Genomic DNA, 23466 nt, shown 5'->3' with positions numbered 1-23466 from the left:
GCGCTTCCCTGCCCGCGGCGACGCCCTCCGGTTCCGAGCAGGACACCTGCCGTCGACCCGGCGCCCGAGGTGGGTGATCGAGCAGAAGTTACCTATAAGTATGTCGTGACTTCACACGCCGGTAACAGTAGAACTTGTTCCCATTCCATCGAGAGTGAGGAACGTCACATGAGCGACTCTACCATGCGCGGTAACGGTTCTGAGGGCGTTTCTCGACGCCGATTCATCACAGGAACTGGTTCTATTCTTGGAGCCGTGGCTCTCTCGGCGCACGTCACCGCAGCCCAGGCCGCCGTCACCCCCGCAACCGCCTCGATCGACAACGGCGCCCACGTTCCGGTTCTGGTGATCGGTACTGGATACGGCGGCTCCGTAGCCGCTCTACGTCTCGCGCAGGCGGGCGTCGACGTACAGATGGTCGAGATGGGCATGGCCTGGGACACCCCCGGCTCGGACGGCAAGATCTTCTGCAACACGACCGCGCCGGACAACCGGTCCTACTGGCTGCGCACCAAGACCAAGCAGCCCCTCAGCAACTTCTTCGGCATCCCCATCGACAAGACCATCCCCCGCTACACCGGGATCCTGGACGCCGAGGACTTCAGCGGCATCACCGTGTACCAGGGCCGCGGTGTCGGTGGTGGCTCGCTGGTCAACGGCGGTATGGCCGTCACCCCCAAGCGCGAGAACTTCGGCGCCATCCTCCCGTCGGTGAACGCCGACGAGATGTACAACACCTACTACCCGCGCGCCAACGCCGGGCTCGGGGTCGGCACGATCGACCCGGCCTGGTTCGACACGACCGACTGCTACCAGTACGCCCGGGTCGGCCGCAAGCAGGCCCAGCGCTCCGGCTTCCCCTTCGTCTTCGTCCCGGACGTATACGACTGGGACTACATGAAGCAGGAGGCGGCCGGCACCGCGACCAAGTCGGCGCTGGCCGGCGAGATCCTGTACGGGAACAACTACGGCAAGAAGTCGCTCCAGAAGACCTACATCGCCCAGATCAGGGCGACCGGCAAGGTCACCATCTCGCCGCTGCACAAGGTCACCTCGGTCTCCCCGGCCTCCGGCGGCGGCTACACAGTCCTCATCGACCAGATCAACACCAACGGCGACACCACCGTCACCAAGACCGTGACCGCGGACAAGGTGTTCTTCGCGGCCGGCAGCGTCGGCACCAGCAAGCTGCTGACCAAGCTGAAGGCCACCGGCGCGCTGCCCAACCTCAACAGCGAGATAGGCAAGGGCTGGGGCGACAACGGCAACGTGATGTGCGGCCGGGCCAACCACATCTGGGACCCGACCGGCGCCCTCCAGGCGACCATCCCCTGCGGAGGCATCGACAACTGGGCCGCCGGTGGCGCGTTCGCCGAGGTCGCGCCGCTGCCCACCGGGATCGAGACGTTCGCCTCGTTCTATCTGTCGATCACCAAGAACCCGAACCGCGGAACGTTCTCCTGGAACGCCGGCGCCAACCGGGTCGACCTGGACTGGCAGACCGCCTGGAAGCAGCCGTCCATCGACATGGCCAAGACGATCTTCGACAAGATCAACGCGAAGGAGGGGACGATCTACCGGACCGACCTGTTCGGTGTCTACAAGATCTGGAACGACACCCTCACGTACCACCCGCTCGGCGGCGCGGTGCTGAACAAGGCCACCGACAACTACGGCCGCCTGCACGGCTACACCGGCCTGTACGTCATCGACGGCGCGCTGATCCCCGGCAACACCAGCGTCAACCCGTTCGTCACGATCACGGCACTCGCCGAACGGAACATCGAGAAGATCATCGCTACCGACCTGTAGCGACGGCCCGACGCGGCGGCCGGCCCCCGTGGGAGACGACAGAACGTGCCTCCTGCGGGGCGCGCCCGAACCGGGGCCGGCCGGTCCCACCGAGCGGCCCCGGAGTACCTCAACCCGTGGGCAGCACGCAGACGGCGTCGAGGCCCAGCACATGGTTGAGCCGGCCGAACGCCAGCCACGAGCCGATGCTCATGCTCAGTTCCACGATCTCGACCTGGCTGTAGTGAGCGGTCATCCGGTTCCAGAACTCGTCGTCGAGCCCGTGGTGGTCCAGGGCGTACCGCTCGGCGTACTCGGCGGCAAGGCGGGTGCGGTCGTCGAAGGCGTCGGTGGTGCGCCACTCGGTGACCGCGTCGGGGAACTCGTCCTCGACCTTCTCCCCGTCCCGGTCGGTACGCCAGTCGAGGCAGAACATGCACCCATTGATCTGCGCGATGCGCAGCCTGGCGGCCTCGAACTCGCGCAGTCCCAGGGTCGTGTGGGCGTACACGGACAGCGAGAAGTTCGCGGCGGCCATCCCGATGCCGGGGACCATGTCGCCCCACACGTACCCGATCGGCTCCTGGCCCTCGGGGATGTCGATGTTCATCGTTGCTTCCTTCCGAGTTTGCCGACTGCGGGACGCAGCGGGATATCGAGTGCGTCGTAGAGTCCGGGTTCCGCGTCCACCAGCCAGTCGATGGCGCTCACCAGCCGGCCCACCGCGGTGGCGTTCCCGCCCGCGGACCGGTTCTCGCCCTCGTCACTGGCCTCGATGGTGACCTCGATGCGCGGGCGCCCTTCGATGATCACCCGGTGTGCGCCGGTGCCGTCCGGCGGCGTCGGCCAGTCCGGTGCGCACGACGGGTGGATACGGGTGACGTGCTCGATGACGATGCGGGCCTCGCCCTCGACGATGCCCTGCACCTCGAACCGCACCGCACCCTGGGTACCGGCTTCGAACTCGCCCATCGTCCTGGTGCTCACGGTCGTCTCCAGCGGCCGCCGGGCCATCGTCTCGCGGATCTCGTCGAGTTCGACGCCCAGCGCCCTGGCCATCAGCCGTATCTGACCGCCCCACACCATGGTGGGGATCGTCTCCATCAGCATCAGCGGCTCATAGTCCATCGGCTGGCCCATGCCGACGAGGTAGCGGACGGAGTCGGGCTGCTCGTAGGTGGAGTAGTCGAAGATCTCCTGACAGCGGATCACATCCACGGTGGTGCCGAGTCCGCTGATCAGCAGGGGCAGTACGTCGTTGCCCCAGCCCGGGTCGACACCGGAGACGAACAGCGAGCCGCCGCCGTCCGCAATGGCGTCGAGGACCGGCTCCCGGAACTCCGGCGGGGCGTTGCGCTGGTCGTAGAGCGGGTACAGCGCGGGGGTGACGACCACGGCCCCGGCCCGGATCGCCCTGACGATGTCGGCGAGGGCCTCGTCGGGGCGGATGTCGCCGGATGCCGCGTACACCACGGCCTGGGGGCCGGCTGCCAGTACCGCGTCGATGTCGTCGGTGGCCGCGACGCCCAACCGGTAGTCGAGCCCGGCGAGGTCGCCCGCGTCGCGGCCGACCTTCTCGGGGTTGTGGACAAGCACGTTCGCGAGTTTCAGCGCCGGGTGGGCCTCGACGGATCGGACGGCCGCGCGGCCGACATTGCCGGTACCCCAGACAACCGTGGAAATCATGCGGCGGAGGGTAGCAAGGGCCATCAACACTTCATAGGGTCACGCAATCCCGTGCGTGATCAGTATTCCTGGGCCGGGGGCCTGCGGTGCGCGCCCTCCGGAGTGAAGGTGAAGGTGCCGGGAAAAGGGCCGCCGTCGTCGCACCGCACCGCCATCACGACCGGCTGGCCGTACATCGGCGGACCCGACGGAGGGTTCCCCGGCCGGACCCCGTTCCAGAGGTGGAAGAAGACGATCGGATCCTCGGGGCGCTCGGTGGCGTAACCCAGCGTCTTCGAGAACTGCGGGTTCGTGCCGCCGATGAGCAGCGAAGGCTCCCCGAACGACTCGACCACGTCGGTGAACCACCTGTTCTCCGAGCACCAGGCGGGCACCTCACCGCGCAGCGCCCGGTACTCCTCGGAGGTGAGTGCCCGGTCCAGCTCCAGCCAGCCGTTGCGATGGGCGAATTCGGCGTAGACGGACGCCGCCGCCTTCTGGTCGCGGTGGTCCGGCAGCAGCAGGGCGAATCCGCCGATGACGCCGGTGGACTGGAACGCCCCGCCGGCCCGCAACGCCTGGTTCTCGTCGTCCCAGGCCTTTTCGCGGTTGTCCACGAAGGCCAGATTGTCGATCAAGGTCCGCAGGGCGATTTCCCCGCCGAACATCTCCGGCCGGGGCAGCGCGGCGTTCAGCCGTCCGACCAGGTACGCGCGGATCTCTTCCGCGGAGCGCGGGGCCTGGGTCGTGGCATCGGTTGGCTTCATGTCCGAAGCTTCCCAGACGAACGGGGTGCATGATCGCGGCGACCTGGGCGGACGGCGGCGAGGATCGTGCTCGTCACCGAGGTGGCGGCCCTATCGGAGCGACTCCAGGACGGTGGCGTCGGCGAGTCCGCCGGCCTCGCACATGGTCCGCAGGGCGTAGCGCGCGCCCCGCTGCCGCATGGCGTTGACGAGCGTGGTCATGAGCCGGGTGCCGCTGGCGCCGAGCGGGTGGCCGAGCGCGAGGGGTGTACGGCCGGGGCGGAGGAGCGCCGGTCATGCGATCGTCCAGTGGTCCAGTGCGCCGAGCGCCTGCGGGCCTGGCAGGAGGCGGGGCCCTGCGGATATTGGTCTAGTCCTATCTAGGTCCAGACCATTGACATGCCTCCTGCTCGAGGGGTCCCATACTCAAAGCCGCCGCGTACCAAGGGAATTGGCGGTTACCCCCCTCACAGCTTGGACAAGCATGAGAAGCATGCGATCCCTCCGCGCGGTCCTCACCGCGACCGTGACCGCTGTGGCCGCCATGGGCCTGGCCGCGCTCAGCGGCAGCACCGCCCAGGCGGCCACTCCCCTGCCGGCCCACGTCTTCGCCCCCTACTTCGAGGCATGGACCGGCGAGAGCCCCGCCGCCCTGGCCGCCCAGTCCGGTGCGAAGCACCTGACGATGGCGTTCATCCAGGCAGCGACCAAGGGCTCCTGCACGGTGTACTGGAACGGCGACAGCGGGATGCCGATCGCCGCCGCCAACTTCGGCGCCGACATCAAGACCATTCAGGGCCGGGGCGGGGACGTCATCCCCTCGTTCGGCGGCTACACCGCGGACAGCACCGGCACCGAGATCGCCGACAGCTGCACCGACGTCAACCAGATCGCCGCCGCGTACGAGAAGGTCATCACGACCTACGACATCTCGCGGCTCGACATGGACGTCGAAGTCGACTCCCTGGACAACACCGCGGGCATCGACCGGCGGAACAAGGCCATCAAGCTGGTCCAGGACTGGGCGGCGGCCAACGGCCGCAAGGTCGAGGTCTCCTACACGCTCCCGACGACCACCAGTGGCCTCGGCGCGACCGGACTCGCGGTGCTGCGGAACGCCGTGGCCAACGGCGCTCGGGTCGACGTCGCGAACCTCATGACGTTCGACTACTACGACAACGCCACCCACAACATGGCGAACGACACCCAGACCGCCGCCACGGGCCTGTACAACCAGCTCGCGCAGCTCTACCCCGGCAAGACCTCCGCCCAGCTCTGGGGCATGGTCGGCATCACCGAGATGCCGGGCGTCGACGACTTCGGGCCGGCCGAGACCTTCACACTGGCCAACGCCACCCAGGTCTACAACTGGGCGGTCTCCAAGGGCGTCAACACCCTCTCGTTCTGGGCGCTGCAGCGTGACAACGGCGGCTGCCCGGGCGGCGCGGCCGCCGACAACTGCTCCGGCATCCAGCAGAACACCTGGGACTTCACCCACATCTTCGCGCCCTTCACCAGCGGCACCACGACCCCGACCAACGACTTCTCGGTGACGGCCACCCCCGCCTCCGGGTCCGTGGTCGCGGGCAGTTCGGCCACCAGCACGGTGAAGACCGCGGTTACGGCGGGCCAGGCGCAGACGGTCAACCTCACTATTAGCGGAGCCCCCGCGGGTGTCACCGCCTCGCTCAGTCCCACCTCCGTGACGGCGGGCGGGTCCTCGACGCTCACGGTCTCCACGACTACGGCGGCCGTATCGGGTACCTACACCATCAGCGTCACCGGTTCGGGTACCTCCGGCAGCCACACGGCGACCTACGCCCTGACCGTCACCGGCGGGACGGGTCATCAGTGCACCGCCGCCGCCTGGGCCAGCGGCGCCATCTACACCAACGGCCAGCTGGTCTCCCACAAGGGCCACACCTGGAAGGCCAAGTGGTGGACCACGGGCGAGGAGCCCGGCACCACCGGTGAGTGGGGCGTCTGGCAGGACCTCGGCGCCTGCTGACCCTGAAAAACCCACGCGCACGCGGTGCTGCCCGGCAGACTCCCTGCCGGGCAGCACCGCTGTGCACCACCCCTCGCCCCGCCGCTCTTCACCGCACGCCGAAAGGGCCGTCCCTCGGCTTGACGCCCCGTGAGGCGTGCGATTCCCTGTTCCGGTGTCCAACCTCCGTATCGAACAGGTCGACGGCGAGTCAGGTATTCACGACTGGCAGTACGTCCACAACCTGATCATCCCCACCGACGTCCTGTCCCTCGACGACGTGCGCGAACGCGTCCGGCGCAACCGGTTGGACGTCGCGTACCTCGGCGACGTTCTGGTGGGTTGCTCGACGGTGCGCCCGCCCACGGACGACACGTCGACCGCCACGGTGATCGCCCGGGTGCTGCCCGCGCACCGTGGGCAGGGGTTCGGCGGAGAGATCTACGCGGCGGGGCTGGCACAGGCACGGAAGCTCGGCGCCGACGTGATCGAGACGATCGTCCTGGCATCCAACGTCGATGGGTTGCGGTTCGCGCAGGCGCAGGGCTTCGTCGAGTTCGAGAGGTACGTCCTCCCAGGTGACAGCATTCCCTTCGTCACGCTCCGACTGTCCTGACCAGGGCTCTCCCCCTTCACCCGTCTGACCGTGACTGCGGGTACCCCCCGCCGAGGGACAGGACGACCAGGCCCAGAGCGGCATAGGTGATGAGGACCGCCCACCAGGAACTCGACGCCGTGGGCAGGCTCTGCAGGAAGGCGGCGGCGCCGCCCGCCGTCACCGCGGTGATCCCGATGTGCGGCTTCCGGTTCGAGCAGACGAACATGGTGGCCCCGGCGGCCAGCATCATGGCGCCGCCGACGATCAACAGCCGCTGCCAGTACTCCGTGGCGTCCGGCACGTCGGAGGGCCAGGTGCCCAACAACAGGCAGAGCAGGGCCGTGAGAAAGGCGGCAGGAGCGAGCGCCGCCAGCAGCTTCACGGGACCGAAAAGCCACGCACGCCATTGACGCCACCATCGCCGAGGGCTCCGCCACTTGATGCCCACCACCAAGGGCACGACGAAGACGCACAGGAGAGTGATGTGCGCGGGCCGCGAGAACCACTGCTGGGCACTGAACGCGACCCCCACCCACATCAGTGCCGCCGCGCACAACGCCCAGAGCGGCGCGAACATCGACAGGACGGGTGGCAGGCAGAGGAACGGCTTGGCCAACCCCAGTCCCGCCCGCACGAGACGAGCACCTCCCGTGCCCGACGGCTGGAGCGCCGGCCAGGCGAGGAGGCCCAGCCGCAGAGCGGCCCGGCGCGGGTCGCGCGCCCGGAGCAGATGGGGGACGCTTTCGGCGCCGATGTCGTGGAACGTCGTCATGGCGGCGGCGAAGTCGGGCTGCGGGATCTCGGTCCCGTCCGGAATCGGCGGCTGGTTCCCGCCGCCGCGTTGCCGGTCGAGCGCGACGACCATGGGGAGCTCCTCATGGAGGATCTCCCGCTGGCGGAGTTCGACCAGCAGGTAGCGCACCCGATCCCAACGGGTGGCATCCGGTGCGGTCGGCGCGGCCGTCTGCCAGAGCGTCCAGAGGTTGGCGAAGCCCGTGGTGCCCGACGGGGCGGGTTCGCCGTCCGGTGCCTCGGGTGTGGCGCCCGGTGCGGCGGACGCGGTCGGCGGTGCGGGGGATGTCCGGCGCAGATCGCTCCGCACCTGCTCGTCCAGCCACTTCAGCGGGAGCATCCCGGCGAGTTCGGTGATCAGCTCCTCGTCGCTGAGGCCCTTGAACGCGGCTTCCAGGCGGGCGTCGGTGGCGATGACCGGCACCATGGAGGCGGCGGCGTCCAGCCGCCCCCAGGTCCAGTCGCTCATGCGCCAGCGGGTGCTGAGGAACGCGGCGAAGTTGTTCAGCTGGTTGCCGCTGAGCTTGCCGTCGACCATTTCCTTCGTGGAACCGGCCCCGGGCAGCAGACGGTCGGTAGCCCAACTGGTGTTGGCCGCGGAGATGGTGTGGAAGTTGATGTTCGTCGGTTCGGCCAGCGGATCCGGTCGCACGGGTCCCAGCAGCACTTCTGCCATCACCAGTGCGCCGACCACGTCAGCGCTCTTACGGGCGGCAGCAGCATGGAGTACCTCGAAGCCCCGCACATGGTTGCGTTGGAGCCGGCCGAGGAATCCGGGGCCGGGGGTCATCGCCAGGCCGATGGACCGGCCCAACTCGCCGAGGTGGTTCCACATGTCCGCGTACAGGTCGCCGTAGGTCGACTCCAGGCCCGGGGACGAGGCGACACCCGGGGAAGGCGCGGTGTCCGGAGAAAGGGCCGGGTCCGGCGCGTCGGGGTCGGCTGTCCGATCGGCGAGCCGGGCCGCCCAGGCCTCCCACTCCACCGGCACCTGCGTTTCCGGCAGCGGCGACATTCGCCGTCTGAGCTGCACGGCCACCCGCCTCATCACCTCCCGCGGGTCGATCACCCCACCCGCGAGGGCCGCGCTGAACTCCCTCACGATCAGGCGGTCCCGTGCGGCGATGAGCGTGGCAATGGCGTACCGGCAGGCGTACAGGCGCTGCCGGCACCCCTTCAACTCCGCCGAGGTCCCTCCCCCGGCCTCGAACGCGGACACCCAGTCCAGCAGCAGCCGCACGGCACGCGCCAGCGCCATCGGCGAGCGGCCCTCACGGTGGATCGTCTCGAAGGACGCCGCCGCGGGCAGGACGAGCTCGTCACCCACCGAACGCAGCCACGCGAGGTACGGCACCGAGCCGCCCGCCAGGCCGATGTCCAGCTGGTCGAGCGGCCCCGGGCCGGACGGCATCGGCAGCGGGTCGGGGCCGGTGACGTCGGCCGGGTCTTCGAGCAGCCGGACCAACCGCGCGGCCTCGGACTTCCCCACTCTCTCCCGGTACACCGCCAGCTGCGCGTGGGCTGCGACCCGGCAATCGTGAGGGGTGGGCGGCAGCAGTCCGGCCAGACCCCTCTGCCGCTCAACGGCAGCTTCCACGGCCTGGAATTCGCCGGCGTCGTCCAGCAACGACTCGGACCCGGCCTTGATGGACAGCGACCGCGCCGCCAGCCGCAGCAGTCTGGTGACCCGTCGCCGGCCGTCCGCCTTCACGGGCTTCGGCGGATAGGGAGGGACCGGTTGCAGGAAGAGCAGCCATCGGTCGACGGGCGCCTGCGCCGGCGCGCCCGCGATGGCCCGGACCGCCCAGGCCACCGGGATGTTGTCCAGCAGCCCTCCGTCGACCAGCTCGACCCGGCCGTCGGAGACCGGATCCGGGTAGCCGGTCTCGCTGCTGATCCCCCGCAGGTCCACCGCCGGGGCCGATCGTCCGACGGTCGCCGGCGGATCACCGACGACGGGCTGGGCCGGTTCGAACGCCCCGGGGAAGGACGAGGACGTGCGGGCCGCGTAGGCCAGCCGGTCCAGGGCCTCGCCCGTCCCGTCGGCCGGGAAGAAGTCGGTGAGCTGGGGCGAGGGGTCGCCCTCGGTGCTCCGGTGCCGGAAGCGGAAATAGGCGCGGGACCGGCCGGTCAGCAGCGGCTGCCCGAGGGTGGGTCGTACCCGGTCCTGCCGCGGTGTCAGCCTGGTGGCGGTCAGGATCAGCCGCACCGAAGCGGTGGCGGGCTTCGCGCCGGGCGACCGCGCCTCGTCGATCAGCCGCTCGAGTTCCGTCCGCAGCCCTGCGTAGAAGACCTCGTCGCCCCGCAAGAGCGAATCCGGGACCCTCCCCCACCGGGAGGACGGGCGGATCAGGCTCTCCAGGTCCGCCAGATGCAGCCACACGTTGCGCACGGCCTGGTCGAACTTCATCCCGTAGACCAGATGACAGGCGAGCAGCACGCCGTTGAGACCTCCGGCGCTGGTGCCGGCCAGGACGTCGATGTTGACCGTCGTGTACCCGATCCTGTCAAGGAGAGCACCGTAGATCCCCGCCCTGGTGCGCGCCGCGTGCCGCAGATCGGCTGTCTCGCGGCACGATCCGCCCATCCACACCGCGAGGCTCACTCCGCCGCGCATCGCCAGGGCGAGGCGCAATTCCGAGCTGCGAGGACCGGACTCAGCTGGGCTCATAGGCCCAGGGTGGGACAGCACGCCCGGCTCGGCACGGTGGAGTGATCCATTCCGGCCCCGGGCACCGGCCCCCGGACACCGGATCCGGCCAGCGGCCCCGACACGGCCCCGGACACCGACGTCGTTCACCCCGCCGGGCGCGACGGCCGGAGTCGCCCTACAACAGAGACATGAGCATGAGGACGGACGAGCTTCCCGACGGCCATGGCAACGTGAGTATCGAGGCGCCCGACGAGGCCACGGTCGCCGCGATCGAGGAGTTGCTGCGCCTGCACTTCCGTGCGGGTCCCGCGGTGCGCTACAGCGAATACCACGCCATCTCGGTCCCCCACCGTGCGGTTCACCACCTCACCCTGACACTCGACACCCGAGTGGCCGGCAGCCCTGATCAGGCCTCGGACGAGGATGATCTCCGGCCACGACCGGGCGACGGCTTGCGCAGGCGCGGTGCGTGAACAGAATCAACAGGTGCAGATCCTGTCGTTCCCCGAAGAGGCCACTCCGTCCGAACTGCGTGTCCAGGTGCTGGAAATCCAGCACCAAGCGTGGCCGGCCGAGGACACCACGCCCGTTCCCGGAGGGGCGCCGACCCATGATCCGGCGCTTCGGCCGTGGTCGATGCTGCTCGTCGAGGACGGCACGGTGCTGTCCTCGCTGGACATCCTGTCCAAGGAGATCGTCCACGTCGGTCGGCGCTTCGCCGTGGGCGGGCTGAGCACGGTGGTGACGCGCCGGGAGGGACGCGGTCGCGGACTTGGCCGAATCCTGGTGGCCGCCGCCCGGGAGACGATGATCGCCCGCGATCTGGACCTGGGACTGTTCACCTGCGACCGACCGCTCCAGGCGTTCTACGAGCGCGCCGGTTGGCAGCCGCTTCCCGGGGCCGTACTCGTCGGAGGCACGCCGCAGGCCCCCTTCCCCAGCGACCGGCCCGGTTTCGACAAGGTCACCATGGCGGACTTCTTCTCGTCCGCGGGACGCCGGGCGCGGGCGTCGTTCCCCCGCTCCCGCATCGAGCTGTACCCGGGGGAGATCGACAAACTCTGGTGATGATCTTCCCCGGAGCGGTCGCAGTCGGCCGCAGGCGTGCGCGCCAGCGGGTGATGCGGCTCATCGGGCGCACACTGGGGGTATGCCCCTACCCGCAACGCACCAGTGCCTTACCTGTTCCACCGATGCCGACGACGGAGCGACGCTGCACGAAGACCTCGTCGTGGGCGCGCCATTGTCCATGGAAGCACTCGACGAGGCACAGCGCCTTGACCGGTTCGCCCGCAAGTACGCGCACGACGGCTGCCGGGTGACAGAGGTCCGCCAGGTGCCCTCCGGCAGCACCAGCGGCTACGCGTGGTCCGTCCGGTTCCTCGACCAGACCTGAGAAGGCCTCGGGCCCGGCCGCCGGCGCGGGCCCGCGATGTCATGACGTCCCGTCCCGGCACATGCCGGGACGGGCGAACGCGTCGCCCACCTCCCGGCACGGTCAGGGGCCCGGCCGTCACGGCCAACCCGCCCCCGGCACGTCGACCTGTGTGCTGAGCACCTGACCGCTTCCGGGGGCCACCAGTTCGGACATGCCCCGCCACTTCGCCGCCACGATGAACAGCGTCGTCCCGTCGGGTCCGCCGAGCGCGCAGGCGAAGCCGCCGCGGTCCACCTCGACGACCTGCAGCACCTCGCCGCCCTCGGCGACGCGTACGCATCGCTGGTTGGGCACATCGGCGCACCAGACGGCACCCTCGGCGTCGAGGCAGATGCCGTCAGGGGCTCCCTCGCCGAGGTCGGCCCACACGCGCCGGCCGGACAGCCCGCCGTCGATGCCGATGTCGAAGGCCACCAGGCTGTGGCGGTACGAGTCGGCGACGATCAGGGTGGAGTTGTCGGGGGTCACCGCCATCCCGTTGGGGAACGCGATGTCGTCGGCCACCTGGCGTACCGACCCGTCCGCCGTCACCAGAACGACGAACCCGGGCTTGACCTCGTCGCCGGCCATCGGGTCGAAGCCGGCCCGGTTGACGTAGGCGTTGCCCCGGCCGTCCACCACGATGTCGTTCCATCCCGGCCTGCCCAGCTCCGCGTGGACGACCAGGGAGTGATCGGGCTCTCGGCGCAGCAGCACTCCGTCGGGGGACGAGACGATGACGAGCCTGCCGTCCGGCAGCCAGGCAGTGCACAGCGGCAGTGACTTCACGTGCGCGATCACCTCGCTGCGGCCCTGGAGGTCGACGGCGACGACCTCGCCGGCGGACCAGTCCGAGAAGTACAACCGGTCACCGTGCCAGCGCGGCGACTCCAGCAGCCCTCGGCCGGAAAGCAACGTCCTGACCTCGTTCATCCGCCTCACGTCCCTTCTCCCGCGCCGGCCCGGTGCCGCCGTCTCACCCTCTACACGAATGAGGACCGCTCATATCGACATCCCCGGGAGCACTTTTGGAGCAGGACGTCCCGACTTTGGAGCAAGACGTCCCGACGTCAGACGCGTGCGAAGCTGTGAGACCGGCCGATGACCGAGTAGCCCCGGCGCTCGTACCAGTGACGCGGCCAGTCCGCGGCATCCGCGGTCAGGAATCGCGTGGTGCAGCCCGCGTCGAAGGCCCGGCGCAGCGCGGTGGCCAGGACGGCGTCGGCGTAGCCGCGCCCCAGGTGGGCCTCCGAGGTCATCAGGTCCTCGAACTGGGCGGTGCCCGATGCCGGGTCCAGATACAGATCGGCCCAGGCGGCCGCCTCACCCTCCTCCGTGCGGGCACCGATGAACTGCACGACGTCGGCGCCGCGACGGCGGGCCTCGCGCCGGTCGACAAGCTGGCGTATGACCTCGTCGTCGACATCGGGCAGGAAGCCCCGCCAGCGCCGGGCGAGCGGCGTCCGGAGCGCGTCGAGATCCACCTCCTCCGCACGGTCACCGGCGGGCACCGGGCCCGCGTGCAGCATGATCAGCTCGGTGGAATGGGTGTAGCCGGCCCGGATCAGCGGCTCCGCGCACGCCGCCCCGACGCCGTCGTCGACAACGTGGACATGGCGATGGGACAGATGCCCCAGCGCCTCGTCCGCGAGGGCGGCCACCGCCTCGGGGTCGACGGCTCCGTCGAAGATCACGCAGTTGTTCGCGTGGGATAGGGAGAAGGTGTCGTCGAGTACGGCGAACCCTCCCGGAAGGTCGACGATGCGCTCCGCCTGGCGGCGGGCGAACGCCGACAGGAAGGCGTTGATCCGCCGGAGTTCTGGGCTTGGCATAGGGAGAGCCTAGACAGCCATGGACCATGGTCGCCTCTCATTTGCCGCAGCGCCGAAGTCAGGTCTGATGCCTCCGGCACAGCCCGTGCACAGTGGCAACTGGGTGCATCGGCTCTGCGGGGTCGGCCTGGCGGTCGCGCGGGCACGACAGAGCGACTACGGAGTGTTGTCGCACGTTCGCCGTGGACGCTCCCTGGCGCAAGGGCCTCGCCGGGCCGACCTCCGGCCGCGCAGGTACCGTTCAAGATGTGTTCAGTTCCCTTGCAGGACGACACGCGGATCCTTGGCGCCATCCAGCCGGGACGCCATGAGCTGGGACCTCATCGCGGTCGACCCGACGAGCGGCTCCTCCCTGCTCGCGGCCTTCGGCGCGCTGGCCGTCCTTGTGGTGGTCTTCGCCGAGTCGGGTCTGCTGGTGGTCGGATTCTTCCTGCCCGGGGACACCCTGCTCTTCCCCGCCGGAGTGCTCTGCGCCGGCGGAGTCAGCTCCGGCCCCCATCTCTCGCTCTGGCAGGTGCTGCTCTGTGCCGCTGTCGGATCGGTCGCCGGCGCGCAGCTCGGCTTCTACCTGGGACGGCACGGAGGTCGTGCGGCGCTGGCCCGCAGCAGGAGCGAACGGCTGAAGTCGGCGGTGTCCCGCTCGGACCAGCTGCTGCGCCGCTACGGATACCGCAAGGTGATCGTGATCGGCCGCTTCATCCCTCTGGTCCGTACGGTGTTGAGCCCGGTGGCCGGTGCGCTGAAGGTGCCGGTGCGCACCTTCACGATCTGGCAGATCGTGGGCGGCCTCGCCTGGTCGCAGAGCCTGGTGCTGGCCGGGTACTGGCTGGGGGCCACCGTGCCGGGCATCGAGCGCTATCTGCTGCTGATCGTCGCGCTGATCGTCGTCGTCTCGGTCCTTCCGTTGCTGTTCGAGGCCCGCGGACGTTCCCGGCCCCGATGACCCGCCGGCGCCCGAGCCGCGGCGCCCCCGCACCACGGCGGTGAAGATCCCTGCGCTCGGCCGGTGACGTCCTGCTCCGCACCCCGTCTCCGCACGGGGTCTGTCGAATCTGTTGACAGTGTTCGGGCATTGGAAGAAACTCCCCCCGGGAGAGCGCTCTCCAGCAATCTTGGCGTCATTGTCCGAACCCTCAACACCCTCAGTGGCCCGCAGCCGCCGCACCGTCGTCGGGAACGTGACGGCGTGGCGGTGGCAAGAGGCATCACACCCCACCCCACGGAGATGTGCATGAGCCTCCTGTCTCTCCTCCTTCACCACACCGGACGACGTCGACGGCTGGTCGCTGCCGTTCTCGCGGCGGTCCTCGCGACCGGCGGCGCGCTCGGCGCCTCGAACGTCACCGCGAACGCGGCCACCACCCTGCTCTCGCAGGGCAAGCCCGCGACCGCGTCCTCGACCGAGAACGCCGGCACACCGGCATCGGCGGCGTTCGACGGCGACGCCGGAACCCGCTGGTCGAGCGCGGCCGCCGACCCCCAGTGGCTCCAGGTCGACCTCGGCTCGACGCAGCAGATCAGCCAGGTCACCCTGAACTGGGAAGCCGCGTACGCCACGGCGTTCACCATCCAGGTCTCCGCCAACGGCACCACCTGGACCGACGCCTACTCCACCACCACCGGCACGGGCGGCCACCAGGCTCTCGATGTGACCGCCTCCGGGCGCTACGTCCGCCTGTACGGAACCGTCCGGGCCACCGGCTACGGCTACTCCCTGTGGGAGTTCCAGGTCTACGGCGACGGCGGCGCCCCACCCGGCGGCTGCGGCACCGACAACGCCGCGCTGAACCGTCCGGCGACCGCGTCCTCGACCGAGAACGGCGGCACCCCGGCCGCGGCGGCGGTGGACGGAAGCGCCGCGACCCGTTGGTCGAGCGCCGCCGCCGACCCCCAGTGGCTGCAGGTCGACCTCGGCTCCACGCAGGACATCTGCCAGGTCTCCCTGGCCTGGGAGACGGCGTACGCCTCGTCCTTCCAGATCCAGGTCTCCGACACCGGCACCGGCAACTGGACCACCGTCTACACCACCGCTGCCGGAGGCGGCGGAACCCAGAACCTCACGGTCAGCGGGACCGGGCGCTACGTCCGGATGTACGGCACGGCCCGCGCCACCGGATACGGCTACTCCCTGTGGGAGTTCGCGATCCACACCGGAGGAAGCGGCGGCCCCGGTGACCCGGGCGCGGTCATCTCCGCGTACAAACAGGTCTCGGCCTCCTCGTGGGAGGGCGCCAACGCTCCGGCGGCGGCGCTGGACGGGCGCACCAACACCCGCTGGTCCAGCCTGTACACCGACAGCCAGTGGCTGCAGGTGGACCTCGGCGGCCGGGCCACGGTCAGTGGCATCACGCTGAACTGGGAATCCGCCTACGCCACGGGCTACCACATCGACGTGTCCGACGACGCCGCCACCTGGTCACCCCTCTACAGCACCACCAGCGGCAAGGGCGGCGTCGAGAACCTCACCGTCAACGGCAAGGGCCGTTACGTCCGGCTGACGGGCACCGCCCGCGCCACCGGCTACGGCTACTCGCTGTGGGAACTCCAGGTCCTCGGCACGCTCGACACGTCCACCGTCACCGCGCCCATGCTCTCCGGACCCACCAAGGCGCCTGCCACCGTGAACCAGTTCGCCCTGTCGGCACCCGCGGACAAGGCCATGGTCACCAACACCCGCAGGCCGGCGCTGTCCTGGTCCGCCGTCCCCGGGACCGCCCACTACGAGGTCTGGCTCAACATCAGCCGCACCGACTACGACTTCGCCGCCACGGGCAACCTGCTCGACCTCTACACCAAGGTCGCCGAACCCACCGGCACCGGTTACACCCCGACCTGGGACATCACCGACCGGTGGACCTACAAGTGGTTCGTCGTCGCGGTGAGCGGCTCCGGCGCGCGCAGCACTTCCAACATCCGCACCTTCAGCCTGTACCTGCCCGACATCGAGACCGTGAACGACGGTGTCGGCATCGTCAACGGCGCACGGGACCTGAACAAGAACGGCACCATCGAGCCGTACGAGGACTGGCGCCTGCCGATCGACACCCGCACCGCCGATCTCCTGGGCCGGATGACCCTGGACGAGAAGGCCTTCCAGATGTTCTACAACGTCCAGTCCTACCCGATGTCGGGCTGGCACTTCGGACCGGCACAACCCGCCGACCTGAACAACGTGCTGCTTTCCACTGCGGCCACCCGACTGGGCATCCCGCCCGTGTCCGCGGGCGACACCACGGCCGGATACCAGACCACGTACCCGCTGCAGAGCACGCTGGCCGCGGGCAAGGACTATCCACTCGACTACCAACTGGGCGACATGCAGCGCAAGGAGGAGCTGGAGGTCGGCGCACGCGGCACACTCTCACCGCTCGCCGAGGTCGGCACCAAGGTGCTCTACCCGCGCATCCAGGAGGGCGGCGGTGAGAACGCCGACGTCGCGGCGGCCCAACTGCGGGCCCAGGTCGCCGGTCTCCAGGGAGGGCCGGAACTCAACCCCGGCTCCGTCCTCGCCACCGTCAAGCACTGGCCAGGCGAAGGCGCCGGCGGCGAAGCCGGCATCGTCTACGACGCGGTGACGATCAAGTACCACATGATCCCGTTCCGGGCCGCGATCGAGGCCGGAGCGGTCAACATCATGCCGGGCTATGCGGGCAGCTCCTATCTCGACCCGGGCGGCCCCGGCGCCGGCGACAGCGCCAAGATCCTCAACTACCTGCGGCAGAAAATCGGTTATACCGGCCTGATCACCACGGACTGGCTGCCCTCCGGCGCCTGGGTGAACGCGGCCAACGCCGGCTCGGACGTGATGGGAGGCGCCGACCCGGGCGCGGTCGGGTTCACCATGGCCGGCTTCGAATCCCAGGTACCGCTCGCACGGATCAATGACGCGGTGACGCGGATCCTGCGGCTGAAGTTCGAACTCGGCATCTTCGACCACCCCTACGGCGACCCGGTCAACGGCCCCTACCGCTTCCACCAGCCGTCCTACACCGCACTGGCCAACCAGGCCGCGCGCGAATCCAACACCCTGCTCAAGAACAACGGAGTGCTCCCGGTCAAGCTCAACGCGGGAGACAACATCGTCGTCGCCGGCGCCCGCGCCACCGACGGCGCCGCGTGCTGCATCTGGTCCAGCTACTTCCACGCGGACTACGGCTCGCTCACTCCGCTGGAGGCCATCCGGGCCAGAGCCGCGAAAGCCGGCGTCAACGTCTACCAGGACACCGGCCCCTCCCCCAAGCTCGCCGTCGTGGCCGTGGGAGAGCCGTCCTACACCCACGCCACCGCGTGGGTGGACACCCAGCCGTATCTGCCGCCGGACCAGCTCGCCGTCATCCAGAACTTCAAGAACCAGGGGATCCCGGTCGTGGTGGTCCTGACACTGCCCCGGCCGATCGTGATCAGCGACTGGAACGGCCTGGCGGACGCCATCGTGGTGACCTATCGCGGTGGTGAGGAGACCGGTCCGGCAACGGCCAGTCTGCTCTTCGGGGACTACACGCCCAGGGGGAAGCTGCCCTGGCAACTTCCCAGGAGCCTGGATCAGGTTCTCAAGCCCGGCGGTACCGACACGGTCGCGGACGCGAACGAGAGTTGGGACCTCCCCTACGACCTCGGCGCGACGGACGCCCAGCGCGCCGAGATCCGGGCGAAGATCGATGCCGGGCAGCCGGTACCGACCACGTACGGGAACCCGCTCTATCCCTACGGCGCCGGTCTGACCGGCTGGAACTAGCACCACCGCGCACGCACGGATCCGCGACGGCCGTACCGCCCACAGCGGTGCGGCCGTCGCAGCGCGGCGGCCGGAACCGGTCTACTCCTCGATGGCTCCGCCGATCCGCCGGAGGTGCTGCCGGAAGGTGAGCGAGGGGTCGGCGGCGCGGCGTGCCAGGTAATCGTCGAAGGACGTCTGCCGGCGCAGCGTCTCACCCGCCCTGATCCTGCGGGCCTGTTCGCGTTCGGTCTGCCAGATACCGTGCGCCGTCGCCAGCACCTCTTCGGCGCGCTCCGCCGCGACGAACAGCACGCCGTCGGCGTCACCGAACACGATGTCGGCGCGGCTCACCACATGCGGCCCGAACCGAGCGGTGGTCAACGCTTCCGGCTCTCGCTCGTCCAACCGCACCGGGCCGGGCGGGTAGGTGCCGTAGCTGAACACCGGGAGGCCGATCTCCGCCAGTTCCGGTGTGTCACGGTGCAGTCCCCACACCACCAGGCCCGCCAAGCCCGCCGCTTCGGCCTCCAGCACCGCGAGGTCACCGACGCAGGCCTCGTCGGACCGGCCTCCGTTGTCGATGACCAGCACGTCACCGTCCGCGGCCTGGCCGAACGCCTCCAGGAACACGTCCACGCTGCCGTAGTGCCGCACCGGCAGTGCATGTCCCGCGATGCGGTGTCCTGGGACGACCGCGGCGATGCCCGGTGGTGCGACGCGCAGGGGCACGTCGGCGCGGACGCACGCATCGGCGACCAGCGGCGTGGACAGGTCGGCGAAAGCCTTGAGCATCGCGTTCTCCCTGGCTCGGCACCGGCACGGTGTGCGGGCCGCGCCCTTCTTCGGCCGCCGGAGTGATGACGCACCCATCATGACAGTTCAGGGCGCCACCACGAGAGGCAGCACGACTGCTTCGATGCCCCTGCGCTTCAGGCTGTCTGCCTGACCGGGTGGCGGATGATGGTCCGCATCTTGTCCGGGGCCGTGCGGTTGGGGTTCGACAGGTAGATCTCGTGGTGGCGCCCGGCGACGGTGCAGCCGCCGGCGTCGAGGAACACGTCGATCACCACCGGTTCCAGGGTGGCGGTGTAGAGCTGCTTGTAACGTCCTGCACATCCCCATCGTGGACCCTCCCCCAGTGGGAAGGTCCACTCGTCGCAGAGGGCGACTTGCCGTCAGTCGGTGGTGCGGGGGCGGGTGAGGCCCAGGTCGTAGGCGAAGATGACGGCCTGGATCCTGTCGCGGGCGCCGACCTTCGCCAGCACCCGTCCGACATGGGTCTTGACGGTGGACTCCGCCAGCACCAGACGTTCCGCGATCTCCGCGTTGGTCCAACCCCGGCCGATGGCGACCAGGATCTCCCGCTCGCGTCCTGTGAGGGAACTCAGCTTGGGGTTGTCGTGGGCCTCGTGGTCCTGCAGGTGACCGGGCAGGTGGTGAGCGTAGGCGTCGAGGAGCCGCCGGGTGAGCGCGGGGGCGATGACGGCGTCGCCCGCGGCGACGGCCCGGATGCCGGCCAGGAGTTCTTCGGGGCGCGCGTCCTTGAGCAGGAAGCCGCTGGCTCCTGCGCGCAGCGCGGAGTGGGCGTACTCGTCCAGGTCGAAGGTGGTCATGACCAGGACGCGGGAGCGTCCGCCGGTGGCGACGATGCGGCGGGTGGCCTCGATACCGTCCATGCCGGGCATCCGCACATCCATGAGGACGACGTCGGGGCGCAGTTCGGCGACCTGGCGTACGGCGTCGGCTCCGTGCGAGGCCTCACCGACCACCTCGGTGTCCGGGACGGACTCCAGCAGCATGCGGAAGCCCAGGCGCTGCATGGGCTGGTCGTCCACGATCAGGACGGTGGTCATGAGGTCTCTCCTGGGGGACCGGTGAGCGGGGTGAGGTCGAGGGTGACCTGTACGGTCCATCCTCCGCCGGGCCGTGGTCCGGCGACGATGCTCCCGCCGTACAGCGCGGCGCGTTCCGCCATGCCCGCGAGGCCGTGTCCCTCCTGGTTCTCCGGTGCGGGCCGCCCGGTGGCGGTGGGCGGACCGGTGTCTTCGACGCTGATGCGCAGCTGTGTGTTGTGGACGGTGAGCGCCAGCTGAACCTGGGTGTCGGCGCCGGCGTGTCGGAGGGAGTTGGTGAGTGCCTCCTGCACGATCCGGTAGGCGGTCAACTGCACACCGCGGTCCAGGGCGTCCAACTCCCCGATCGTGCGGTAGCGGACCGTGGGTCCTGCGGCACGAATACGCGTGCACAGCGCGTCGATGTCCGCGATGCCGGGCTGCGGGCTGAGTTCGGGGGCGTCCGTCTGCTCGCGCAGCACACCGAGCATGCGCCGCAGCTCACCCAGGGCCTGACGGCCGGTCTCGCCGATGAGTTCCAGCGCCTCCTTACCCCGCTCCGGAGTGATGAGGGCCGCGTACGCGCCGCCGTCGGCAAGCGTGATCATGACGGACAGGTTGTGGCCAACGATGTCGTGCATCTCGCGCGCCACCCGGGTGCGTTCGCCGGCCGCGGCGAGCCTGCTGCGCTGGTCCCGTTCGATCTCCAGTCGGGCCGCGCGCTCGCGCAGGCCCGCGAGCTGCGACCGGCGGATGCGCACCGCCAGCCCCAGGGCCAGGGCCGCGGTCACAGCGCTGAACAGGAAGAACAGCGCGTCTCCCACGGACACCGCCGCCGAGACGCGCACGGACACCAGGCCCAGGACCCCGGCCATGGCCGCGCAGGCCCAGGGCAGATGCCGCAGTCGCCCGTGCAGGGCCAGGCTGTACAGGGCGATGAGCAGTGCCACATCGGCGCGCAGCCACGCCCCCAGCAGCCACTGGATCAGGAAGACGGCCAGAACGGCGGCGAACGTCGCCGACGGCATGCGGCGCCGCCACAACAGGGGCAGCACCAGCCCGACCTGCAGTGCCAGCACCCCGGCCAGGGGCAGGTGGGTGAACCTCACGGCCGTCTCGTGCCGATCGCCGTCGTGCACCAGGTCCGCCACACCGAACAGCAGGAAGACCCCGACCGTCACAGACGTGTCCAGCACCCACGGCCGCCGCAGGTCCGCCGAGCGCAGACGCTGGACGAACCGGTTGAGGGCGACCACCAGGGGGTGTCCCCACAGCAGATCGGGTTCCACGGGAGGGAGCGGGCCCGCGAAGGGGGCTGCCCCGGAGGGGGTGTCGGCGGTCACGGGGGTCACCTGCCCATCGTGGGCCAACGGCGTCGGCACGGCACCCGAGCAAGCGGGTCGACGCGCCGACACCGTGTTCTCGGGTCGTCAGGCACGGGAGTCAGGGTTGGGATTCGGCCGCGGGTGTCGGCCGTGAAGCCGACCCCGCAGTCGGTGTCGGCGTCAGGCGTCGGCGTCAGGCGTCGGTGCGCATCAGGCGCCACGAGGCCCCTGCCATGGCCAGTGCGACCCAGCCCAGGAAGACCAGCAGTCCGGCCGTCGGGGTCAGGGTATGCGGCGTGTGGTGCAGGGCGAACATCGACCCGCCTGCCTCGCTGGGGAGATAGGGCCTGACGGTGTCCTGCCAGGAGCTGGGCAGCAGCGAGATCAGTCCGGGGACGAGCATCAGCGCACCCACCAGGACCGAGATGCCGCCCGCCACCGATCGCAACAGTGCGCCCAGGGCGGTTCCGAGCACCCCGACCAGACCGAGGTAGAGGCCTGCGGCCAGCAGGCTGCGCACCACACCCGAGTCCGAGATCGACAGCGCCGCGGAAGTGCCCGAGACGATGCCGCTGCCGAACAGGAAGGCGATGAACACTCCCACCGTCCCGAGCACCAGGGCGACGGCACCGAAGACCGCCGACTTGGACCAGAGCACCGGCAGCCGGCGCGGTACCGCGGCCAGCGTGGAGCGGATCATGCCCGTGGAGTACTCGCCGGCGGTCACCAGCACGCCCAGCACACCCAGCGCCAGCTGCGCGAAGTTCGTGCCGAACAGGGACAGGCTCACCGCGGTGGAGCTGGCGAAGTCCCCGTCCATGTGATGGCCGGAGGTGATCCTCGACTTGAACTGCCACGAGGCGATCAGACCGAAGGCCACCAGGAACAGCAGACCCAGACCCAGGGTGATCCAGGTGGAGCGCAGGGACCACAGTTTGGCCCACTCCGAGCGCAGCACGCGCCGTACGGTCACCCGGTACACCGGCCGTGCGACCTGCACGGGGCTCGGCACGGGGGCGAGGGTCGAAGTGATGGTGCTCATGCTGCACTCCCGGAGATCTCAGTGGTGCCGTGGTACTCGACCGCGTCCCGTGTCAGCTCCATGAAGGCTTCCTCCAGGGAGAGCGCCTTCGCGGTGAGCTCGAAGAGCGCGATGCCGGCCTCGGCGGCCTTCAGCCCGATCGAGCGGGCCGACGCGCCTGTCACCTGCAGTTCCTCGGAGCCGGCCCGGCCGGTGATCTCGATGCCGGGGCCCGCCAGAATCTCGCGCAGCCGGGCGGGATCCGCCGTGGCGACCTGCACCGTGTCCCCGCCGGCCTGACTGATCAGATCCTGGACGGTGGTGTCGGCCAGCAGCCGGCCGCGTCCGACGACGATGAGGTGGTCCGCGACCAGCGCCATCTCGCTCATCAGGTGCGAGGAGACGAACACCGTGCGGCCTTCGCTCGCCAGCCCGGTGAGGAGGTTGCGGATCCACAGCACGCCCTCGGGGTCCAGCCCGTTGACCGGCTCGTCGAGCATGACGGTGGCGGGATCGCCGAGCAGCGCGGCAGCGATGCCCAGCCGCTGGCCCATTCCCAGGGAGAAGGCCCCGGCGCGCTTCTTCGCCACCGAGTCCAGACCCGTCATCCCGATGACTTCCTCCACCCGGCGGCGCGGAATGCCATGGGTGTACGCCTGCGCCATCAGGTGGTCGAAGGCCGAGCGACCCGGGTGGATCGACTTGGCTTCGAGCAGGGCCCCGACCTCCTGCAGCGGGGCGGTGTGCTCCGCATAGCGGCGGCCGTTGACGGTGACCGTCCCGTGAGTGGGAGCGTCCAGACCGACGATCATCCGCATCGTGGTCGACTTGCCCGCGCCATTGGGGCCCAGGAAGCCGGTGACGGTGCCCGGCTTGACGGTGAAGTCCAGCCGGTCCACCGCTGTCGTCTCCCCGTACCGCTTCGTCAGCTGCTGCGCCTCGATCATCGCGTCTTCCCTCGCTCACGGGCGCCGGGCCTCCCCGGCCGCCTCACCCGTAACGCTAGGAGCCGCGGCCCCCGAATCCGTGGTACCCCGGACTGATCCACAAACCGGCGGTAGTACCCCGGTACCACCCCGACCTGCACCTA

At 69.8% G+C, this 23466-nt stretch carries 20 protein-coding genes and 2 pseudogenes; 9 read left to right on the top strand and 13 right to left on the bottom strand.

What is annotated here, in order from left to right; genetic code table 11:
- The first annotated feature begins 183 nt into the window (after positions 1-183).
- Entirely contained in the window at positions 184-1812 is a 1629-nt protein-coding gene (locus AC07DC_RS14345) for a GMC oxidoreductase (RefSeq protein ID WP_478915125.1), read from the top strand.
- 109 nt (positions 1813-1921) lie between these two features.
- Here AC07DC_RS14345 and AC07DC_RS14340 read toward each other — a convergent pair whose 3' ends face one another.
- From AC07DC_RS14340 to AC07DC_RS14325, 4 genes and pseudogenes are all read right to left on the bottom strand, one after another.
- Positions 1922-2401, bottom strand: coding sequence for a carboxymuconolactone decarboxylase family protein (locus AC07DC_RS14340; protein WP_478914688.1), 480 nt, complete (start codon positions 2399-2401; stop codon positions 1922-1924).
- Positions 2398-3477: an NAD(P)H-dependent amine dehydrogenase family protein gene (locus tag AC07DC_RS14335; protein ID WP_478914687.1), complete on the bottom strand. Its 1080-nt coding sequence runs from the start codon at positions 3475-3477 to the stop codon at positions 2398-2400. Before AC07DC_RS14335 ends, AC07DC_RS14340 begins: the two co-directional genes overlap by 4 nt.
- A gap of 59 nt (positions 3478-3536) precedes the next feature.
- Positions 3537-4223, bottom strand: a complete 687-nt coding sequence (locus AC07DC_RS14330; RefSeq protein WP_478914686.1) for a hypothetical protein — start codon at positions 4221-4223, stop codon at positions 3537-3539.
- Positions 4224-4313: 90 nt separating this feature from the next.
- A pseudogene (locus AC07DC_RS14325) lies at positions 4314-4466 on the bottom strand (steroid 3-ketoacyl-CoA thiolase); the annotation flags it as partial.
- A gap of 220 nt (positions 4467-4686) precedes the next feature.
- Between AC07DC_RS14325 and AC07DC_RS14320 the strand changes: the two are divergent.
- Complete coding sequence (locus AC07DC_RS14320; protein ID WP_478914685.1) at positions 4687-6210, top strand: chitinase; 1524 nt, start codon at positions 4687-4689, stop codon at positions 6208-6210.
- 154 nt (positions 6211-6364) lie between these two features.
- Entirely contained in the window at positions 6365-6805 is a 441-nt protein-coding gene (locus AC07DC_RS14315) for a GNAT family N-acetyltransferase (protein ID WP_478914684.1), read from the top strand.
- Between the two features lie 16 nt (positions 6806-6821).
- On the opposite strand, the gene AC07DC_RS14310 is transcribed toward AC07DC_RS14315, so the two are convergent.
- Positions 6822-10250 (bottom strand): DUF3376 domain-containing protein, encoded by a 3429-nt coding sequence (locus AC07DC_RS14310; protein WP_478914683.1) that lies wholly within the window; start codon positions 10248-10250, stop codon positions 6822-6824.
- 170 nt (positions 10251-10420) lie between these two features.
- On the opposite strand from AC07DC_RS14310, the gene AC07DC_RS14305 reads away from it, so the two are divergent.
- From AC07DC_RS14305 to AC07DC_RS14295, 3 genes are all read left to right on the top strand, one after another.
- Positions 10421-10705: a hypothetical protein gene (locus tag AC07DC_RS14305; RefSeq protein ID WP_478914682.1), complete on the top strand. Its 285-nt coding sequence runs from the start codon at positions 10421-10423 to the stop codon at positions 10703-10705.
- A 13-nt stretch (positions 10706-10718) separates the two neighbouring features.
- Positions 10719-11300, top strand: coding sequence for a GNAT family N-acetyltransferase (locus AC07DC_RS14300; protein WP_478914681.1), 582 nt, complete (start codon positions 10719-10721; stop codon positions 11298-11300).
- A gap of 82 nt (positions 11301-11382) precedes the next feature.
- A complete protein-coding gene (locus tag AC07DC_RS14295; RefSeq protein ID WP_478914680.1) occupies positions 11383-11628 on the top strand; it encodes a hypothetical protein in 246 nt (81 codons plus the stop codon).
- Between the two features lie 117 nt (positions 11629-11745).
- Here the strand turns inward: AC07DC_RS14295 and AC07DC_RS14290 are convergent, their stop codons facing one another.
- Both AC07DC_RS14290 and AC07DC_RS14285 read right to left on the bottom strand, forming a co-directional pair.
- Positions 11746-12582: an SMP-30/gluconolactonase/LRE family protein gene (locus AC07DC_RS14290; protein ID WP_478914679.1), complete on the bottom strand. Its 837-nt coding sequence runs from the start codon at positions 12580-12582 to the stop codon at positions 11746-11748.
- A gap of 137 nt (positions 12583-12719) precedes the next feature.
- Complete coding sequence (locus AC07DC_RS14285) at positions 12720-13481, bottom strand: GNAT family N-acetyltransferase (protein ID WP_478914678.1); 762 nt, start codon at positions 13479-13481, stop codon at positions 12720-12722.
- A gap of 307 nt (positions 13482-13788) precedes the next feature.
- On the opposite strand from AC07DC_RS14285, the gene AC07DC_RS14280 reads away from it, so the two are divergent.
- The 3 genes and pseudogenes from AC07DC_RS14280 to AC07DC_RS14270 all read left to right on the top strand — a co-directional run bounded on the left by AC07DC_RS14280 (position 13789) and on the right by AC07DC_RS14270 (position 18216).
- Entirely contained in the window at positions 13789-14424 is a 636-nt protein-coding gene (locus tag AC07DC_RS14280; protein WP_478914677.1) for a DedA family protein, read from the top strand.
- 288 nt (positions 14425-14712) lie between these two features.
- Positions 14713-16041: pseudogene (locus AC07DC_RS14275) on the top strand (discoidin domain-containing protein); the annotation flags it as partial.
- A 27-nt stretch (positions 16042-16068) separates the two neighbouring features.
- Entirely contained in the window at positions 16069-18216 is a 2148-nt protein-coding gene (locus AC07DC_RS14270; protein ID WP_478915124.1) for a glycoside hydrolase family 3 C-terminal domain-containing protein, read from the top strand.
- Positions 18217-18297: 81 nt separating this feature from the next.
- Here AC07DC_RS14270 and AC07DC_RS14265 read toward each other — a convergent pair whose 3' ends face one another.
- The 6 genes from AC07DC_RS14265 to AC07DC_RS14240 form a co-directional block, all read right to left on the bottom strand.
- A complete protein-coding gene (locus tag AC07DC_RS14265; RefSeq protein WP_478914676.1) occupies positions 18298-18990 on the bottom strand; it encodes an RraA family protein in 693 nt (230 codons plus the stop codon).
- A 137-nt stretch (positions 18991-19127) separates the two neighbouring features.
- Positions 19128-19268, bottom strand: a complete 141-nt coding sequence (locus AC07DC_RS14260) for a hypothetical protein (RefSeq protein WP_478914675.1) — start codon at positions 19266-19268, stop codon at positions 19128-19130.
- 105 nt (positions 19269-19373) lie between these two features.
- Positions 19374-20051: a response regulator gene (locus AC07DC_RS14255; RefSeq protein WP_478914674.1), complete on the bottom strand. Its 678-nt coding sequence runs from the start codon at positions 20049-20051 to the stop codon at positions 19374-19376.
- Entirely contained in the window at positions 20048-21319 is a 1272-nt protein-coding gene (locus AC07DC_RS14250; protein ID WP_478915123.1) for a sensor histidine kinase, read from the bottom strand. Before AC07DC_RS14250 ends, AC07DC_RS14255 begins: the two co-directional genes overlap by 4 nt.
- 229 nt (positions 21320-21548) lie before the next feature.
- Positions 21549-22397, bottom strand: coding sequence for an ABC transporter permease (locus tag AC07DC_RS14245; protein WP_478914673.1), 849 nt, complete (start codon positions 22395-22397; stop codon positions 21549-21551).
- On the bottom strand, positions 22394-23323 hold the full coding sequence (locus AC07DC_RS14240; protein WP_478914672.1) for an ABC transporter ATP-binding protein: 930 nt from the start codon (positions 23321-23323) through the stop codon (positions 22394-22396). The genes AC07DC_RS14245 and AC07DC_RS14240 overlap by 4 nt, the downstream gene beginning before the upstream one ends.
- Between the last annotated feature and the right edge of the window lie 143 nt (positions 23324-23466).

Source organism: Streptomyces sp. NPDC045021, from assembly GCF_056432645.1.
Note: the sequence above shows the minus strand (reverse complement) of the source record. Positions and strands in the feature narration are given on the sequence as shown.

Bases quoted from the DNA above. Each gene is read 5' to 3' on its own strand.
- AC07DC_RS14345 (WP_478915125.1), top strand. From the start codon at position 184: ATGCGCGGTAACGGTTCTGAGGGCGTTTCTCGACGCCGATTCATCACA.
- AC07DC_RS14340 (WP_478914688.1), bottom strand. From the start codon at position 2,401: ATGAACATCGACATCCCCGAGGGCCAGGAGCCGATCGGGTACGTGTGG.
- AC07DC_RS14335 (WP_478914687.1), bottom strand. From the start codon at position 3,477: ATGATTTCCACGGTTGTCTGGGGTACCGGCAATGTCGGCCGCGCGGCC.
- AC07DC_RS14330 (WP_478914686.1), bottom strand. From the start codon at position 4,223: ATGAAGCCAACCGATGCCACGACCCAGGCCCCGCGCTCCGCGGAAGAG.
- AC07DC_RS14320 (WP_478914685.1), top strand. From the start codon at position 4,687: ATGAGAAGCATGCGATCCCTCCGCGCGGTCCTCACCGCGACCGTGACC.
- AC07DC_RS14310 (WP_478914683.1), bottom strand. From the start codon at position 10,250: ATGAGCCCAGCTGAGTCCGGTCCTCGCAGCTCGGAATTGCGCCTCGCC.
- AC07DC_RS14305 (WP_478914682.1), top strand. From the start codon at position 10,421: ATGAGCATGAGGACGGACGAGCTTCCCGACGGCCATGGCAACGTGAGT.
- AC07DC_RS14295 (WP_478914680.1), top strand. From the start codon at position 11,383: ATGCCCCTACCCGCAACGCACCAGTGCCTTACCTGTTCCACCGATGCC.
- AC07DC_RS14290 (WP_478914679.1), bottom strand. From the start codon at position 12,582: ATGAACGAGGTCAGGACGTTGCTTTCCGGCCGAGGGCTGCTGGAGTCG.
- AC07DC_RS14285 (WP_478914678.1), bottom strand. From the start codon at position 13,481: ATGCCAAGCCCAGAACTCCGGCGGATCAACGCCTTCCTGTCGGCGTTC.
- AC07DC_RS14280 (WP_478914677.1), top strand. From the start codon at position 13,789: ATGAGCTGGGACCTCATCGCGGTCGACCCGACGAGCGGCTCCTCCCTG.
- AC07DC_RS14270 (WP_478915124.1), top strand. From the start codon at position 16,069: ATGCTCTCCGGACCCACCAAGGCGCCTGCCACCGTGAACCAGTTCGCC.
- AC07DC_RS14265 (WP_478914676.1), bottom strand. From the start codon at position 18,990: ATGCTCAAGGCTTTCGCCGACCTGTCCACGCCGCTGGTCGCCGATGCG.
- AC07DC_RS14255 (WP_478914674.1), bottom strand. From the start codon at position 20,051: ATGACCACCGTCCTGATCGTGGACGACCAGCCCATGCAGCGCCTGGGC.
- AC07DC_RS14245 (WP_478914673.1), bottom strand. From the start codon at position 22,397: ATGAGCACCATCACTTCGACCCTCGCCCCCGTGCCGAGCCCCGTGCAG.
- AC07DC_RS14240 (WP_478914672.1), bottom strand. From the start codon at position 23,323: ATGATCGAGGCGCAGCAGCTGACGAAGCGGTACGGGGAGACGACAGCG.